The 15,514-nt window shown below is 63.2% G+C and carries 17 protein-coding genes; 5 read left to right on the top strand and 12 right to left on the bottom strand.

Annotated elements, in window-relative coordinates; all coding sequences use genetic code 11:
* Window positions 1-347: 347 nt before the first annotated feature.
* From N7640_RS20990 to N7640_RS20975, 4 genes are all read right to left on the bottom strand, one after another.
* Window positions 348-791: a YetF domain-containing protein gene (locus N7640_RS20990; protein ID WP_220814334.1), complete on the bottom strand. Its 444-nt coding sequence runs from the start codon at window positions 789-791 to the stop codon at window positions 348-350.
* Window positions 792-802: 11 nt separating this feature from the next.
* Entirely contained in the window at window positions 803-1,246 is a 444-nt protein-coding gene (locus N7640_RS20985) for a hypothetical protein (protein WP_279905471.1), read from the bottom strand.
* Between the two features lie 154 nt (window positions 1,247-1,400).
* The gene (locus N7640_RS20980) at window positions 1,401-1,901 is read right to left on the bottom strand and encodes a ferritin-like domain-containing protein (RefSeq protein WP_279905472.1); all 501 of its coding nucleotides are present in this window, start codon (window positions 1,899-1,901) and stop codon (window positions 1,401-1,403) included.
* Between the two features lie 572 nt (window positions 1,902-2,473).
* On the bottom strand, window positions 2,474-2,602 hold the full coding sequence (locus tag N7640_RS20975) for a PSPA7_2676 family Cys-rich small protein (protein ID WP_279905473.1): 129 nt from the start codon (window positions 2,600-2,602) through the stop codon (window positions 2,474-2,476).
* A 264-nt stretch (window positions 2,603-2,866) separates the two neighbouring features.
* On the opposite strand from N7640_RS20975, the gene N7640_RS20970 reads away from it, so the two are divergent.
* Window positions 2,867-4,033, top strand: coding sequence for a glutathione-dependent formaldehyde dehydrogenase (locus N7640_RS20970; protein WP_279905475.1), 1,167 nt, complete (start codon window positions 2,867-2,869; stop codon window positions 4,031-4,033).
* Window positions 4,034-4,043: 10 nt separating this feature from the next.
* On the opposite strand, the gene N7640_RS20965 is transcribed toward N7640_RS20970, so the two are convergent.
* Complete coding sequence (locus N7640_RS20965; protein WP_279905476.1) at window positions 4,044-4,268, bottom strand: PLD nuclease N-terminal domain-containing protein; 225 nt, start codon at window positions 4,266-4,268, stop codon at window positions 4,044-4,046.
* A 276-nt stretch (window positions 4,269-4,544) separates the two neighbouring features.
* On the opposite strand from N7640_RS20965, the gene N7640_RS20960 reads away from it, so the two are divergent.
* Entirely contained in the window at window positions 4,545-4,709 is a 165-nt protein-coding gene (locus N7640_RS20960) for a KGG domain-containing protein (protein ID WP_279905478.1), read from the top strand.
* Window positions 4,710-5,519: 810 nt separating this feature from the next.
* On the opposite strand, the gene N7640_RS20955 is transcribed toward N7640_RS20960, so the two are convergent.
* The 6 genes from N7640_RS20955 to N7640_RS20930 form a co-directional block, all read right to left on the bottom strand.
* Window positions 5,520-5,732 (bottom strand): DUF2934 domain-containing protein, encoded by a 213-nt coding sequence (locus N7640_RS20955; protein ID WP_279905479.1) that lies wholly within the window; start codon window positions 5,730-5,732, stop codon window positions 5,520-5,522.
* 285 nt (window positions 5,733-6,017) lie between these two features.
* Window positions 6,018-6,257: a hypothetical protein gene (locus N7640_RS20950; protein ID WP_279905480.1), complete on the bottom strand. Its 240-nt coding sequence runs from the start codon at window positions 6,255-6,257 to the stop codon at window positions 6,018-6,020.
* Between the two features lie 482 nt (window positions 6,258-6,739).
* Window positions 6,740-7,507: a phosphonate ABC transporter, permease protein PhnE gene (gene phnE / locus N7640_RS20945; RefSeq protein WP_279905481.1), complete on the bottom strand. Its 768-nt coding sequence runs from the start codon at window positions 7,505-7,507 to the stop codon at window positions 6,740-6,742.
* Entirely contained in the window at window positions 7,504-8,331 is an 828-nt protein-coding gene (locus N7640_RS20940) for an ABC transporter permease (RefSeq protein ID WP_279905482.1), read from the bottom strand. Before N7640_RS20940 ends, phnE begins: the two co-directional genes overlap by 4 nt.
* Before the next feature lie 85 nt (window positions 8,332-8,416).
* Window positions 8,417-9,214 carry an ATP-binding cassette domain-containing protein gene (locus N7640_RS20935; protein ID WP_279905483.1) on the bottom strand — a complete coding sequence of 266 codons (798 nt, stop codon included), beginning with the start codon at window positions 9,212-9,214 and terminating at the stop codon, window positions 8,417-8,419.
* Complete coding sequence (locus N7640_RS20930; protein WP_279905484.1) at window positions 9,211-10,062, bottom strand: putative selenate ABC transporter substrate-binding protein; 852 nt, start codon at window positions 10,060-10,062, stop codon at window positions 9,211-9,213. The genes N7640_RS20935 and N7640_RS20930 overlap by 4 nt, the downstream gene beginning before the upstream one ends.
* A gap of 170 nt (window positions 10,063-10,232) precedes the next feature.
* Between N7640_RS20930 and selD the strand changes: the two genes are divergently transcribed.
* A complete protein-coding gene (gene selD, locus N7640_RS20925) occupies window positions 10,233-11,267 on the top strand; it encodes a selenide, water dikinase SelD (RefSeq protein WP_279905485.1) in 1,035 nt (344 codons plus the stop codon).
* The gene (gene mnmH / locus N7640_RS20920) at window positions 11,267-12,367 is read left to right on the top strand and encodes a tRNA 2-selenouridine(34) synthase MnmH (RefSeq protein WP_279905486.1); all 1,101 of its coding nucleotides are present in this window, start codon (window positions 11,267-11,269) and stop codon (window positions 12,365-12,367) included. The genes selD and mnmH overlap by 1 nt, the downstream gene beginning before the upstream one ends.
* Window positions 12,368-12,573: 206 nt before the next feature.
* On the opposite strand, the gene N7640_RS20915 is transcribed toward mnmH, so the two are convergent.
* Entirely contained in the window at window positions 12,574-13,341 is a 768-nt protein-coding gene (locus N7640_RS20915) for a helix-turn-helix transcriptional regulator (protein WP_279905487.1), read from the bottom strand.
* A gap of 305 nt (window positions 13,342-13,646) precedes the next feature.
* Here N7640_RS20915 and N7640_RS20910 point away from each other — a divergent pair, with 305 nt between their 5' ends.
* Entirely contained in the window at window positions 13,647-15,329 is a 1,683-nt protein-coding gene (locus N7640_RS20910) for a 2-isopropylmalate synthase (RefSeq protein WP_279905488.1), read from the top strand.
* Window positions 15,330-15,514 lie beyond the last annotated feature (185 nt).

Genomic DNA, 15,514 nt, shown 5'->3' with positions numbered 1-15,514 from the left:
GAGGATGGGCGAGGCTTTCTACTATCGACTTGGGCACGTGGGAGGTCCTCCAGCCAATCCGCGCTCAGGCTATTGTGGAGCGCTTCATGCAGAACCAAAGCAGCGCGGGCTTAAGAGGGCGGCGACTTTCACAATGGATTGAAGTGCCCCTAGGTATGGCCATTGAATGCTTGGTAGTTGGCGAGGGCCAAAATCGACGCGCCTATGTCATTACCACCACCCCACCTCCCAAGTACAAATGGGCCAGAGACCACTGGCCGCTATTGGGTGAAGTGGAAGAGTGGCTTGCCCAGGAAGCGCCTTAGACGTAGTTGCCCTAAGACAGCGCTCCGGTGCGGGATAGTTTGTCATTCTTCCGGGACAACGGAAATCGCCCCATTCTTTTCGATGATGGCGAACTTGATCTGATCGATCCGATCAATGCCCTGCTTCTCCCGCGCCGCTTCCAGAATGTCCTCCGTTTTTATCCGGGCAGCCTTGAGGCGGTTCTCTAATGGGCGCCCATGTTCGACGACGATTACAGGCGAGCCTTCGAGCCAGGTGTCGAATCTCTCTGATCGCCATTTGAGGTTGTTCAGGAAGATATCGATGGCCAGCAACGTGGCGATAACGAGTATGGCATTCGTGATCGAGAAATCATCGCCAAGAAGAGCTTGTTGAGTCGCTTCGCCGATGATCAACAACAGAACAAAATCAAAAATGGTCAGCTCAGATAGCGAGCGCCTCCCTGCCAACTTGAACAGTATCAGCAGAGCGAAGTAGATGGCGGCGGCCCTTAGCACAGCGTCCATGAGGCTTTCTCCTAGGGATAAATGAACTGAGCAAGATCGACCTTGGATGAGCCGTTGCTCACCTGAGATCGGTAAGGCCCAACCCCATCTGCCCGGAGCGAGAGATGAACAAGCGCATATCCCTCTGCATCAGGCCGAATATCCAAGCTAAGTCCGGTTCGCCTATGGGTGCTGACTTGATCAGGGGATGGCTGAATACTTTCGATGGTGGTGCCTTCAAGCATCTCCCCAGACAGATCAATGTGCTGCATCTCCCCTGGGTTGCCTCGAACGCTGATCACCATGGTGAAGGTCGCTCCATTGCGAAGAAACCGTTCGTACTCAACCGTTAGGTTTCCATTCGGGCTTACTGCCGTGGTCGAGCTCAACGGCCCACGTGAAAACACGCCCAGCAGCGTCATCACCATGATGCCGAGCAGAATCCAGCCACCGGCCCGCTCCAATTTCCACTGCACCCTCTGGACGCCTATGTGCTCCCGCACAGGGTGAGTTCTGTTTCGCATTTCGTCCGCGTCGAACCCAAGCAAGCTCATTGGTTACTCTCCCCATGCTCCGGCAAGCCCTGCTGGAGCATGCTCAGTTACCGGAAGGTGAGATTTCCAGCGAACTTCACTTGTCGAGCGTCGCGGCTTGGTTACCGCCTTGCTCGGCAATCTGGGTCAACTTCTCGTCGGTAGACTTTTCCTCTGCCAACGTTTCCTTCAGCAACTGCACTGCCGCATTTTTCAGACCCAGATGCTTGGCCATCGCGATCAACGTGCCGTACCCAGAAATCTCGTAGTGCTCTACCTTCTGAGCGGCCCCGATCAGACCTGCGTCTAGAACTGGGCCCTTGTCGATCTCATCAATGAGTTCCTTGCCTTCTTCGATCAGCCCTTCCATGGCGACGCATTTCATGCGCTTGAGCTTGAAACCGGTGATCTCAACAACTTTGTCGATCCGTTCAATCTGTCCTTGGGTTTCTTCAAGGTGAGCCTGAAATGCCTGACTGAGCAGCGGATTGGTTGAGGCCTTGGCCATTTTGGGAAGCGCGCGAGTGATCTGCTTTTCCGCGCTGTAGATATCGGAAAGCTCGTGGATGAAAAGGTCTTCAATGGTCTTGCGAGCCATGACTTGTCTCCGAATGGATGCATGTTCAAGGACGGGTGTCCCTGAAGGGTCGACAGGTCGCTTCGACGGGGAGTTCAGGTCTTTGCTCGCAGATAAAATAATGAAGCAGAACGGCAACGTAGTAGGTGTAAAAGGCATCCGTCCGACAGCTCAGCGATTCATTGAACAGCCGGCTTGCACGCTTTCTCCAATCTCATGGGAGCCATCTCTCGGCTCCGATCGAGGTGAATCATGAATACGACACAGCAAGCGAACCCGCAGGGCCCCAATGATCCAAACGACCCGATTCCGCCAGTAGAGCCAGGGATTACCCCTGACGATAGTAGTGGCCAACAGGAAGAGGAGCGCCCAGAGGACTGGCGAGATCCGAATGATCCAGGCACCGAGCAGCCCAGCAATCCCGACGAAGGTGATCCGCTGAACGCTCCCGACTAGGTAACCCCACTTGAAAGCCCGGCTAAGGCCGGGTTTCTGTCACTTCTATTGCTTGGCCTTGACGTATGAAGGAGAGGCGCAACGGACTGCTGCAGGTCGAGTCACGCCTGGTGCTTCTCCAAGGTATCTGACGCAAATCAGTGCTCCGGCAGGTATCGGAAGCTGCCACAGCGGCCGCAGCATTGGCACAGGACGGTTTCTTTGCCCATGAGGGCGATCTCGCCCGCGGACCAGGTACAACCAGTGATTAAGCATCGAATGGTCATATTTGCCTCCATTGGCCCGGTGGCCGCAGCACCTGTTCAATCAGCCGACCTTGGTCGGGAGAAGAAGGCTCTAATCAAATTCTGACCGGTAGGAGCGTGAGCTACAGACGCCACGACTTCAGCGCTTCGTCGCCGATGCGCTGAAGCGAAACCGCCCGGTAAAGCTCAGGCGAAATGGCTTGTGCGCCGCCCGTCCAGCTCTGTGAACTCCCGCGTCGCCCCCTTCCTCGATAAAGGACTTGCCCACTGACGAGGACCACCCCCATGCGAGCACTCACCTACCACGGCAGTCACGACGTGCGCGTCGAGACCGTCGCCGACCCGGTCATGCTGGCCGACGACGACATCATCCTGCGGGTGACCGCCACCGCCATCTGCGGCTCCGACCTGCACCTGTACCGGGGCAAGATCCCGCAGGTGAAGGACGGCGACATCTTCGGCCACGAGTTCATGGGCGAAGTGGTCGACGCCGGCCCGGCGGTGACCCGGGTGAGCAAGGGCGACCGGGTGGTGGTGCCCTTCGTCATCGCCTGCGGTACCTGCTTCTTCTGCGCCATGGACCTGCACGCCGCCTGTGAGACCACCAACCCCGGCCGCGGCGCCATCCTCAACAAGAAACAGATTCCCTCCGGCGCCGCGCTGTTCGGCTACAGCCACCTGTACGGCGGCCTGCCCGGCGGCCAGGCGGAATACGTGCGCGTGCCCAAGGCCAACGTCGGGCCGATGAAGGTGCCGGGCACCCTGCAGGACGAGCAGGTGCTGTTTCTCAGCGACATCCTGCCCACCGGGTACCAGGCGGCGGTCAACGCCGGCATCCGCCCGGGCAGCAGCGTGGCCATCTACGGCGCCGGCCCGGTCGGGCTAATGGCCGCCGCCTGCGCGCGGCTGCTCGGCGCCGAGCAGATCTTCATGGTCGACGAATCGCCCTACCGCCTGGAGTTCGCCCGCCAGACCTACGGCGTCATCCCGATCGACTTCGACCAGGTGGACGACCCGGCCGAAGCCATCATCGAGCGGACCGCCGGCCACCGCGGCGTGGACGCGGCCATCGACGCGGTGGGCTTCGAGGCCAAGGGCAGCACCACCGAGACCATCCTCACCACTCTCAAGCTGGAGGCCAGCAGCGGCAAGGCCCTGCGCCAATGCATCGCCGCCGTGCGCCGCGGCGGCACGGTGAGCGTGCCGGGGGTCTATGCCGGCTTCATCCACGGCTTCCTGTTCGGTGACGCGTTCGACAAGGGCCTCACCTTCAAGATGGGCCAGACCCACGTGCAGCCGCTGCTGCCGACGCTGCTGGAGCATGTCGAGCGCGGCGAGCTGAAGCCGGACGTGATCATCAGCCACCGCCTGCCGCTGGAGCAGGCGGCGGAAGGCTATAAGATGTTCGACAAGCAGCAGAACGACTGCCGCAAGGTGGTGCTGCGGCCATGACGGCCGCGGCTCACTTGCTGTGCTCCGGCGAGGACGGCGGATGGGCCATGCCACGCGGGCCGAAGATGCCCCACAGGACCAGGCCGAGCAGCGGGAACAGCGCGATGCCCAGCGACCACAGGGCCTTGCTCTCCACGCCCTTGTCGCTGCGGTACACGCTGACGATGGCCCACAGGTCGAGCAGGATGATGATGACGCCGAGGGCGATGAACAGAAGAGTGAATTCGCCGAGCATGTCGAGGTTCCTCCACGGGGGTGTTTCTGTTGTGGCCGCATCCCCGGCCCGTGGTTCAGGCGAAATCGATCCGAACGGCGGCGCGCTACATGCCTCGAATGCTGCAGCCCACCTAAGAGCCGCCAACTATGGCCGATGGCAGATCAAGCAAGTGCTGTTTGATCTAAGACCTTTCGGAAGCCGCTTTACGGAGACACAAGCGACCATTCATCGAGGTTTTCCTAGCGAGGCGTGATTGAGACAGGCAATCGTGCCTGTTCGATAGGAGATTCCAAGATGAGCAACAACCCTGGCAATTTCGCGAATGATCGGCAAAAGGCTTCCGAAGTTGGCAAGAAAGGTGGTCAGAGCAGCGGGGGCAATTCTGCCAATGACCGTGCAAAGGCCTCTGAAGCAGGCCGCAAAGGAGGTCAAAACAGCCACCGGCGGGGGCGTAGCTAAGTGGACTGTATGGAGGGAGGCCCAACATAGGCCTCCTTTCTTAAGAATCGAGTCGAGGCCATTTCGGAAGGCTCTGACGCCAGCCTCAATTGCCTATTTGGGCACATGCCACTCACCAAAATGCGCAGTAGGAAATCCCTAGCCGACATGTGGCGCTTCTTAACCTATCCCCTGCGCAGTTTTCATCGGAGCTACTGCCTATCTTCTCGGGAAAGCCAAAACTGCTACTGCTAGATTTCCCAGGGCCGGAAGCCAGACACCCCGCTTTCCGCGATATCATCCTAACGGTGATTCGGATGGTGCATTAAGCTGGGCAGGCCTTACGTTATATGCGCCGCCCGGTACACCCAGCTCGTTGTCCATGTTGCCTTGCGGACCAGAGGTAGTCGGGGTTGGGTGGCTTGAGACTCGCGCCAACGAGCTCTTCATGGCGCAGTGCCCGGTTAGGCCGCGCTTCACCGCGAGTAGCGAGGCCGCTATTTCTAGAAATCCGCTGACTCCGCCGCGCTTGAAGCCATTTCCAACCCCTGCGATTCCGACGGCCAGCGATAACGCTCGTTCCCAGCCAGTGACATTTTGTTCGCTCATGGATAATCCTCTCGGTTCATGGTGCCGCTAGTGCGTGTGATGAAGGCCTGCTGCGCGTGCAAGCCAAGCTTAAAGAGTGACTACTGGGCGCTCGTCATAGTTCGAGTGCTAGGTAGCGACAGCACTCTCGATGCGACCGATTGCAGGACCGTTACTCGCGCAGTGGAAAGCTTGGCGCGCAAGCGGGCGAGAGCTGATTACTAGGCGGCTCTCGCCGATAGATCATTTACGGCTGCGTCGGGGGCTTTTGGGCTTCGGTGGCGTGACACTGGACTCCATTCCTCCGCTGAAAGACTCGGGATCATCTTTTTGATGTCGTTCAGCTTGCAGTTGCTCCCGGGCCTGTTGCCAGAACTCATCAGCAAAGCCCTCAGGGCGGCCGTTCTTCTCCCACAGCGCATAGGCACGCTCACGTATCTCGTAATCATTTGTCATGCTGAGGCTCCTTCATTGGACTATCTACGGTGCCAGGTGAGTTCCGGCTCCAGTCCTGAACAGTGACCTCCAATTGCCTCTCGAAGTTGAAGGCAATAGCTTGAGCGGTCACCATGAAAATGGTCACTGCTTTTTTTCGAGCGATCTCTGATTGTGGCCGCGGTAGGCACTCGTAACGCCACGATGGGTATCCGAGCAGACAGCCGGAGCCTTGCGCTCCGTCGTGGCGTTTGAGGTGTTCGTAGAGCGGTTGGAAGTAGGAGAGAAGAATGCGCCGCTTGGCTTTCAGCTGAAGCTGCTCCTGCTCTTCTGCCTAAGCAGCACGAGGTCAACAAGTTCTATCTCACACGCTTCCAGCCACTGTTCCGCTGAGAGATTCCCTAGCGGGCGAGGCGGTTTTTGGTGGTATGCGTTCATGATCACATGCCAAGCCACGGCTCTGAGGTTTGGAACAGTGGCTGCTCGCAATTCAACTCTGCTTTCGACGCCTTCGGCTGTTTTATAGATGACCATCCAGTCCATCATCGCGTGTGCTCCCTCGCCATTGGGCTAAGGAATAGTGTCCACTTCTATGGTGGCAAGGGGCCAGAATTCAGATTTTTGAAGAGAGCTACTGCTTACTTAGTAGTTACACCGCAATTGATGCTTACATTCACTTTTGCTCGGAGCATCTAACGAAGCGGTGGAAGATAGAACTGAAGGTAATACTGCGCTCATAGCTTAGGCTTGTTGACACGTTCAGGTGAGGCTCGCTTAGTCTCTGAATCGCCGTGGTTTTCCTAGACGCTTGATGAGCGCTATTGGCCGATTCTGTTGAAAAAGCCCCTCCGTGATTTTTGCTTCTAAAGGGCGCGGTCAACATTGAAGTCTGATTCGTTCATAAGTCGGAGCTGCCTTGGTTTTTTGCATAGCAATGCCAAAAGATGAACGATTTGGGGGCTATGAGAAGTCGCTGTCCCAAAGGCCGGCTTTTTGCCAGCCGCTGGTGTTCATCTGTGGCGGCTTTGCTAGACGCGAACCCACCGCTGGCGCGTCCAGCCGCTCAGTGCATCTACACCGAATACCAGCGCCAGCATCGCCAGGATCACCGTGCTGGCCTGCGCCTCCTGGAACAGGCTGAGGCTGACGTAGAGCATCTGCCCCAGGCCGCCGGCGCCGACGAAGCCGAGCACGCTGGCCATGCGGATGTTGTTCTCCCAGCGGTACAGCGTGTACGCCAGCAGCTGCGGCCAGAGGTTGGGCAGGGTTCCGTAGCAGAATGCCGCGACTTGGCCACCGCCCTGCAGGCGGATGGCCTCGGCCGGCGCCGCCGGAGTGTTTTCCAGCGCCTCGGCGAACAGCCGGCCGAGCACGCCCGCCGTATGCAGCGCCAGGGCCAGGGTGCCGGCGTTAGGGCCGAGCCCGGCGGCCAGCACCATCAGCGCCGCCCACACCAGCTCGGGAATCGCCCGCAGGCCGTTGAGGAGCAGGCGCACCAGGGCCTGGGCGACACCGCCGAAGCGCCCTGCGGCCGGCAGGGCCAGGAACAGGCCGAGTGCGGCGGCGAGCAGGGTGCCGAGGGCGGACATGGCCAGGGTTTCCAGGGCACCGCGGCCGATGGCCAGCAGGTGGCCGCCGCTCAGGTCCGGCTGCAGGAAACGCGCAGCGTAGGCGCCCATCTGCCGCAGGTTGTCGGCCTGGCCCAGAGCGGCCAGGTCCATGTCCAGGTAGGCGAAGGAGGAGACCGCGGCGGAGAGGATTGCCAGCAGCAGAGCGATGTCGGCCAGGCGCCTCATGCCAGCCTCCCGCGCAGCACGCGGCTGAGCGCATCGGCCAGCAGAACCAGCAGGAGGAAGGTCAGCAGCATGCTGGCCACCTCGCCGCCGGCGAACATGCGCAGCGACAGGTCGAGCTGCTGGCCCAGGCCGCCGGCGCCGACGAAACCCATCACCACCGAGGCGCGGATCGCGCATTCCCAGCGGTACACGGTGTAGGAGGTCAGCTCGGCGGCGGCGTTGGGCAACAGGCCGTAGACGAAGGCGGCGAGCCGGCTGCTGCCACCCTGCAGCAGGGCGTGCATCGGGCGCTGGTCCACCGATTCGAGGATTTCCGCGTAGACCTTGCCGAGCATGCCGGCGTAGGTGATGGCGATGGCCAGCACCCCGGCGGTTGGGCCGAGGCCGACGGCGCGGACGAACAGCAGCGCCCAGACGATCTCCGGCACGCTGCGCAGGAAGATCAGCAGGCCGCGCACCGGCCAGCGCAGGGCCTGGCCGAGGACGCTCGGGCGGCCGCCGCGGGACGCCGCCGACAGAGACAGGGCGCGACTGGCGGCTAGGCCGGCGGGGATCGCTACCAACAGCGCCAGGGCCATGCCGGCGGTAGCGATGGCCAGGGTCTGCAGGGTGGCCTCCAGCAATAGATGGAAGAAGTCGGGCGTGTGCGCCGGGGGCCAGAAGGCGGTGACGAAGCGGCCCATCTCGCTCTGGCTGTCGGCCCGCAGCAGCACGCCCGGGTCCAACTCGGCGAGGCGGATGCCCGGCCACAACAGGGCCACTGCCAGCACGGTGAGCAGCAGCCGGGGCAGGGCGGCGGGGTCGCGAGTGTCGCGGCTCAGCATAAAGCTGCCCTGGGGTGGGACTGCTTTGTGGGAGCGGCCTTGGCCGCGAGATTCGTGGCCAAGGCCGCTCCTACAGTAAGTGCGTTCAGCATCGCGGGATCTGCAGGACCAGGGTCGCCGACGGTGCCTGTGGTGACACCAGCTGCTCGTTGACGTAGAGGGCGTCGAGCAGGTCCTGGGTGACCTCGCTGGCCGGGCGGTCGAAGGCGATGCGCCCTTCGCGCACGCCGACGATGCGCGGGAAATGGGCGAGGGCCAGGTCCACCGCGTGCAGGCTGGCGACCAGGGTCACGCCGCGCGCCTCGGCGTGGCGGCAGAGCACACTGAGGGTGTGGTCGGCCAGCACTGGGTCCATCGCCGATACCGGCTCGTCGGCCAGCAGCAGTTCAGGGTCCTGGTACAGCGCACGGGCGATGCCGACGCGCTGCAACTGGCCGCCGGAGAGCTGCTGGCACTGGGCGAACAGTTTGTCGGCAAGATCCAGGCGGGTGAGCACTTCCCTGGCACCGGGGATATCGATGGGGTGCAGCAGATTGAGCAAGCTCTTGCCCAGCCCCCACTGACCGAGTTTGCCGGCCAGCACGGCGGTGACCACCCGCTGCCGCGGCGGCAGGGGCGGTGCCTGGTGGATCAGGCCGATGCGCCTACGCAGGCGCTGGCGTGCGCCCGCGGCGAGTTGCCAGGGTTGTGCGTCGAGCAGTTCGACCATGCCGGCAGAGGGGCGCAGGGCAGCGGCGAGCAGATTGAGCAGGCTGGACTTGCCGGCGCCGGACGGGCCGATGACGGCGACCCGTTCGCCGGCCGCGATGGCCAGGTCCACGCCGCGCAGGGCGTGGACGCCATTACCGTGCTGCAGCTCAGCGCCGGATAGGCGCAGGCTCATTTCAGCAGGTCGGCGGCGCGGGCGGCGTCCTCGATACCCTTGTAGTTTTCCGGCTTGGTATCGATGAAGCGCGAGGCGGCCTGCAGGTCGAGGATCGCCTTGTGCTCGGGGTTGGCCGGGTCGAGGGCGAGGAATGCCTGCTTGATTTTCTCGGCCAGGGCCGGGTCGAGGGTACCGCGCACGGTCCAGTTGTAGTCGTAGTAGGCCGGTGTGGTGGCGAAGACCTTGACCTTGTCGGTATCGACCTTGCCGGCGGCGACCAGCTTGTCCCACACACTGGCGTTGAGCACGCCGCCATCGACCTTGCCGGCCTGTACCCAGGCGGCGGTGGCGTCATGCGCGCCGGAGTAGCCGATGCGGCTGAAGTAGGTTTCCGGCTTGATGCCGTCCTGCAGCATGAAGTAACGCGGCATCAGGCTACCGGAGGTGGAGGAGATGGAACCGAAGGCGAAGGTCCTGCCCTTGAGGTCGGCCAGCGACTTCACGTCCGGGTTGGCGGTGATGAACTTGCTGGTGAACTGGGCATCCTGCTCGCGCTGTACCAGCGGGATGGCGTTGCCGGTCTTCAGGCGGACCTGGACGAAGGTGAAGCCGCCCAGCCAGGCCATGTCCAGACGGTCGGTGGCCAGCGCCTCGACCACCGCCGGGTAATCGGCGACCGGGACGAACTTGACCTTCATGCCCAGCTGTTGCTCCAGGTAGGCGCCCAGCGGCTTGAACTTGCGCAGCAGCTCGGTGGGGGCCTCGTCGGGAATGGCGCTGACCTTCAGTACGTCGGCGGCCTGGCTGGTCAGGGCGGAGAGGGACAGGGTCAGGCCGGCGGTCAGGGCCAGGACGTGCTTGAGCATGAAGATTCTCCGGTTCAATGGCGGAAAAGGTTCGAAGGGGCCGGCCAGCCGAGGCTGTGTCCGGGCTCCGTCAGGGTAGTAGAAAGCCGGCGATTATAGGGACGGCCGGGGCAAAGAGCAGCTTTGCTAGAATCCGCGACCTGTTTTCCGATTTGCCGAGAGCCTTGCCGATGACCGAGCCGATCCGTTTGACCCAGTACAGCCATGGCGCCGGCTGCGGCTGCAAGATTTCCCCCAAGGTGCTGGAGGTGATCCTCGCTGGCAGCGGCGCGCAGAACCTCGATCCGCGGCTGTGGGTCGGCAACGCCTCGCGCGACGATGCGGCGGTGTACGCCCTGGACGACGAGCGCGGGGTGGTCTCGACCACCGACTTCTTCATGCCAATCGTCGACGACCCGTTCGACTTCGGCCGCATCGCCGCGACCAACGCGATCAGCGACATCTACGCTATGGGTGGCGATCCACTGATGGCCATCGCCATCCTCGGCTGGCCGGTGAACCTGCTGCCGCCGGAGGTGGCCCGCGAAGTGATCCGTGGTGGCCGCGCCGTGTGCGACGCTGCCGGCATCCCGCTGGCGGGCGGCCACTCGATCGATACGCCGGAGCCGATCTTCGGTCTGGCCGTGACTGGCGTGGTCGAGAAAAAGCACATGAAGCGCAACGACACCGCCACCGCTGGCTGCAAGCTGTACCTGACCAAGCCGCTGGGCATCGGCATCCTCACCACCGCCGAGAAGAAGGCCAGGCTGCGCGCCGAGGACGTTGGCCTGGCGCGCGACTGGATGTGCACCCTGAACAAGCCGGGCGCGCGTTTCGGCAAGCTGGCCGGTGTACACGCCATGACCGATGTCACCGGCTTCGGCCTGCTCGGCCACCTGGTGGAGATGGCCGAGGGTTCCGGCCTGACCGCCCAGCTGGACTATGCCGCCGTGCCGCGCCTGCCGGGCGTCGATTACTACCTGACCGAAGGCTGCGTGCCCGGCGGCACCCTGCGCAACTTCGACAGCTACGGCGACAAGATCGCGCCGATCTCCGAGGCGCAGCGCGACCTGCTGTGCGACCCGCAGACCAGCGGCGGCCTGCTGGTGGCCGTGGCGTCGGAGGGCGAGGTCGAGTTCCTCTCCGTCGCCTCTGAACTGGGCCTGGACCTGGCACCCATCGGCCAACTGGTCGAGCGACAGAGCCACGCGGTAGAGGTGCTGTGATGCGCGGCAACACCACCGACTACCGCGAACTCTTTCTCCACGATGTGCCGATGATGGACATGCGCGCCCCGGTCGAATTCGCCAAGGGCGCCTTTCCCAACGCCGTCAGCCTACCGCTGATGACCGACATCGAGCGGCAGAAGGTCGGCACCTGCTACAAGCAGCACGGCCAGCAGGCGGCCATCGAGCTGGGCCACCAGCTGGTTTCCGGCAAGACCAAGGCCGAGCGCATCGAGGCCTGGGCCGCCTTCGCCAGGGCTAATCCGAACGGCTACCTGTACTGCTTCCGTGGCGGCCTGCGCTCGCAGATCGTGCAGCAGTGGCTGAAGGAAGCCGGGGTCGACTACCCACGGGTGATCGGCGGCTATAAGGCCATGCGCACCTTCCTGATCGAGACGCTGGACAGCGCTGTGGCCGAGTGCGACTTCGTGGTGGTCGGCGGCATGACCGGTACCGGCAAGACCGAAGTGGTGGCCGCCCTGGACAACAGTGTCGACCTGGAGGGCCACGCCAACCACCGCGGCTCCAGCTTCGGCAAACGCGCCACCGGCCAGCCGTCGCAGATCGACTTCGAGAACCGCCTGGCTATCGACCTGCTCAAGCGCCGCGCGCGCGGACAGCAGCAGTTCGTACTGGAGGACGAGAGCCGCCTGATCGGCACCTGCTCTCTGCCGCTGGCGCTGCATCAGGGCATGCAGGAGTGCCCGATGGTGTGGCTGGAGGACAGTTTCGAGGGCCGCGTTGAGCGCATTCTCAAGGACTACGTGATCGACCTGGCCGCCGAGTTCGCCCGCGAGCATGGCGAGGAGGGCGGTTTCGCCCTGTTCGCCCAGCGCATGCTGCAGAGCATGAGCAATATCCAGAAGCGCCTGGGCGGCGAGCGCTACCAACGCCTGCAGGCCATCCTACAGCAGGCGCTGGACGAGCAGCGAAGTTGTGGTGACGTGGACACGCACCGTGGCTGGATCGAGGGGCTGCTGCGTGAGTACTACGACCCAATGTATGTCTACCAGCGTGAGAGTAAATCTGCGCGCATCGAATTCGCCGGAGAGCACGATGCCGTGCTGGCTTATTTGGCAGAGCGGAAGCTAGAACGCTAGCTCAGAAGCGAGGTTGCTCCACGGCCACTTCCGTTCATGTCGTTGACCGATAAGCGCCTCTCTCCAGCGACCGCTCCAGCCAATGCAGTCGTATGTGAGTGGCAACTGCCGGCCAGAAGTGGTCATCGAGTATTTACAAAATCACGGGCGATTCAGGGCGACACCCAACAATATCCAGAGTCTCTGCGCTGCGTTCAGGCGTTCATTCAGCTGTAGAAGCTCGAAGGCGGAACGCCGAACTGCCGGCGGAAAGCCGCAGCGAAGGCGCTCTGGCTGTCGTAGCCATGCTGCAGGGCCACTTGCAGCACCGGCAGGCCTTCGGCCAGGGCTTCCAGCGAGAGCAGCAGGCGCGCCTGTTGCCGCCAGCGGCCGAAGGTGATGCCGGTGCTGCGAAGGAAGCGCCGGTGGAAGGTCTTCGGGCTCATAGCTAATTGTTCCGCCCAGTGCTCGGCGCCGCCTTGCTGCGCCGGGTTCTGCGCCAGGGCGCGGCAGACCCGAGCTATGCGTTCGTCGTCCGGCCAGGGCAGGTGAAAGGGCAGCACCGGCAGGCTGCTGCGCAGTTCGTCGAGGAGGAAACGCATCAGGCGGCCGTTCCGGCTGTCCGCGCTGTACTGTGCCGGCACCTGGGTAGCGGCCTGGATGAGTTCGCGCAGCAGTGGCGACACGTCGATCACACAGTTGCCCGTGGGCAGGCCGTCGATGGCGTCGGGGTTGACGAACAAGCTGCGCATGCACGCCGTGCCGCGTATGCGCAGGGAGTGCTCGACGCCGGCCTGCAGCCAAACGCCACGGGTCGGCGGTATGACCCACCGGCCCGCCGGGGTCTCCACCACCAGCACCCCGGAGATGGCATAGATCAACTGCGCGCGCGGATGGCTGTGGGCGGGCACTTGATGGCCGCTGGGGTAGTCGACTGCGACGCCGGTGACCGGCATGGTCAGGGATTCGTAGGGCAGGTGGTTGTGGTCGACCATGGGCGGGTCCAGAGTGTGTGGCTGGCCAGCTTAGTCGCAGGAATGACCATTTGGCGATAACGACGGACCATTTGCCGTGAATATCCAGGTGCGCGGCTGCCTATGCTGGGCACATGTCTCACCGGAACCCCGCCATGAACGCTCCACTTCCCTCGCTAACGCTACTCGCCCTGAGCCCCGGCCGGGGTCTGTCGCCGCGCGTGCGGCGGCGACTTGCGATCTCCCCCAGATCCCGGCCTTGAACAGCCCGCCATGGCGGGCAGGGGAGATCGGCATCGTCCGTTTTCCCGCTCGAGGTCCGACCCATGCTCCGTAATCCGCAAACCAAGTACCGTCCCTTTCCCTGCATCGACCTGCCTGATCGCCGCTGGCCTTCGCGCCGCATCGCTCAGGCGCCGGTGTGGCTGTCCACCGACCTGCGCGACGGCAACCAGGCGCTCTTCGAGCCGATGAACCGAGAGCGCAAGCTGCGCCTGTTCGACGAGCTGGTGCGGCTGGGCTTTAAGGAGATCGAGATGGGCTTCCCGGCCGCCTCGCGCACCGACTTCGAGATCATCCGCCAGCTGATCGACGAGCGCGGCATTCCCGATGACGTCACGCCCATGGTCATGACCCAACTGCGCGAGGACCTGATCGACGAGACCGTGCGCGCCGTGGCCGGCGCGCGGAGGGTGATCGTGCACCTGTACAACGCCATCGCACCTGTTTGGCGGCGCGTGGTGTTCGGCTTCTCGGTGGACGAAGTGGAGCAGTTGGTGGTGCGTCACGTGCAGTTGCTTAAGGACAAGGTGGCCGCGCACCCGCAGACCGAGTGGGTGCTGCAGTACTCCCCGGAAACTTTCTGCATGGCCGAGCTGGAGGTGTCGCTGCGCATGTGTAACGCAGCCATCCGCACCTGGGACGCCGGCCCCGGCCGGCCGATCATCGTCAACCTGCCGACCACTGTGGAAGTGGCGACGCCGAACGTCTTCGCAGACCAGATCGAGTGGATGCACGAACGCCTGGAGCGCCGTGAGCACGTGGTGCTTTCGGTTCACCCGCACAACGATCGCGGCACCGGCGTGGCCTGCGCCGAGCAGGCGCTGCTGGCCGGCGCCCAGCGCGTGGAAGGCTGCCTGTTCGGCAATGGTGAGCGCAGCGGCAACCTCGACCTGGTGACCCTGGCGTTGAACCTCTACACCCAGGGCGTCGATCCGTGCCTGGACTTCTCCGACATCGCCGGCGTGGCACGGGTCGCCGAGGCTTGCACCGGGTTGCCGATCCACCCGCGCCATCCCTATGTCGGCGACTTGGTGTTCACCGCCTTCTCTGGCTCGCACCAAGACGCCATCGCCAAGGGTTTCGCCGCACAGGACCCGGAGGGTTTCTGGGAGGTGCCCTACCTGCCGATCGATCCCAAGGACCTGGGACGCACCTATGACAGCATCGTGCGGGTCAACAGCCAGTCGGGCAAAGGCGGCATCGCCTACCTGCTGCAGCGTGACCACGACGTGTTGATGCCGCGGCGGATGCAGGTGGAGTTCAGCGCCATCGTGCAGAAAATGGCGGATAGCAGCGAGACAGAGTTGACCAGTACCGAGCTCTGGGAACTGTTCCAGCGCACCTATCTGGCGCCGGCACGCCCCGGTGGCAATCTGGTCTATATCGGCCACCAGCTGTTCGAGGACGGTGCCGACCAGGGTGTGGTGCTGGAGATCGCGCTGCCCAACGGCCGCAAACAGAATCTGCAGGGCGTGGGCAACGGCCCGATCGACGCGGCGGTGGCCGCCTTAGGCCTGCCCATCCGAGTCGACAGCTACGAGGAGCGCAGTTTGGGTGGTGGCGCTGGAGCCCAGGCCCTGGCGCTGGTCGAGGTGGCCTGGCCGGGCGTGGCTGGCTCGCGCTTCGGTGCCGGCAGCCACGCGAACATCGTCATTGCCTCGATCCAGGCGCTGCTCGTCGCGGTGTCACGCTTCGACGACGGCCCGACGCAGTTGGCCAGACGCTGAGCTAGATCGCGCGTCAGACGTAGAGTGGACAACGTTTACTTGTCCACCAGCCTGCGACTGGCTGCTAGCAGTTCTCCGCTAGCGTTTGGGGCAGCGGACTATCACCGTACGTCTAATCGAAGGGGGGATAATCCCTCCCCCTAATCTTACGGTGCGAGTTCTATCGTGGCCTGTTTGGAGCCCGG

Origin of the sequence: Pseudomonas sp. GD04015 (assembly GCF_029837675.1) — a bacterium.
Classification (GTDB): domain Bacteria; phylum Pseudomonadota; class Gammaproteobacteria; order Pseudomonadales; family Pseudomonadaceae; genus Aquipseudomonas; species Aquipseudomonas paralcaligenes.
This window is presented reverse-complemented; position numbering and strand designations above follow the sequence as displayed.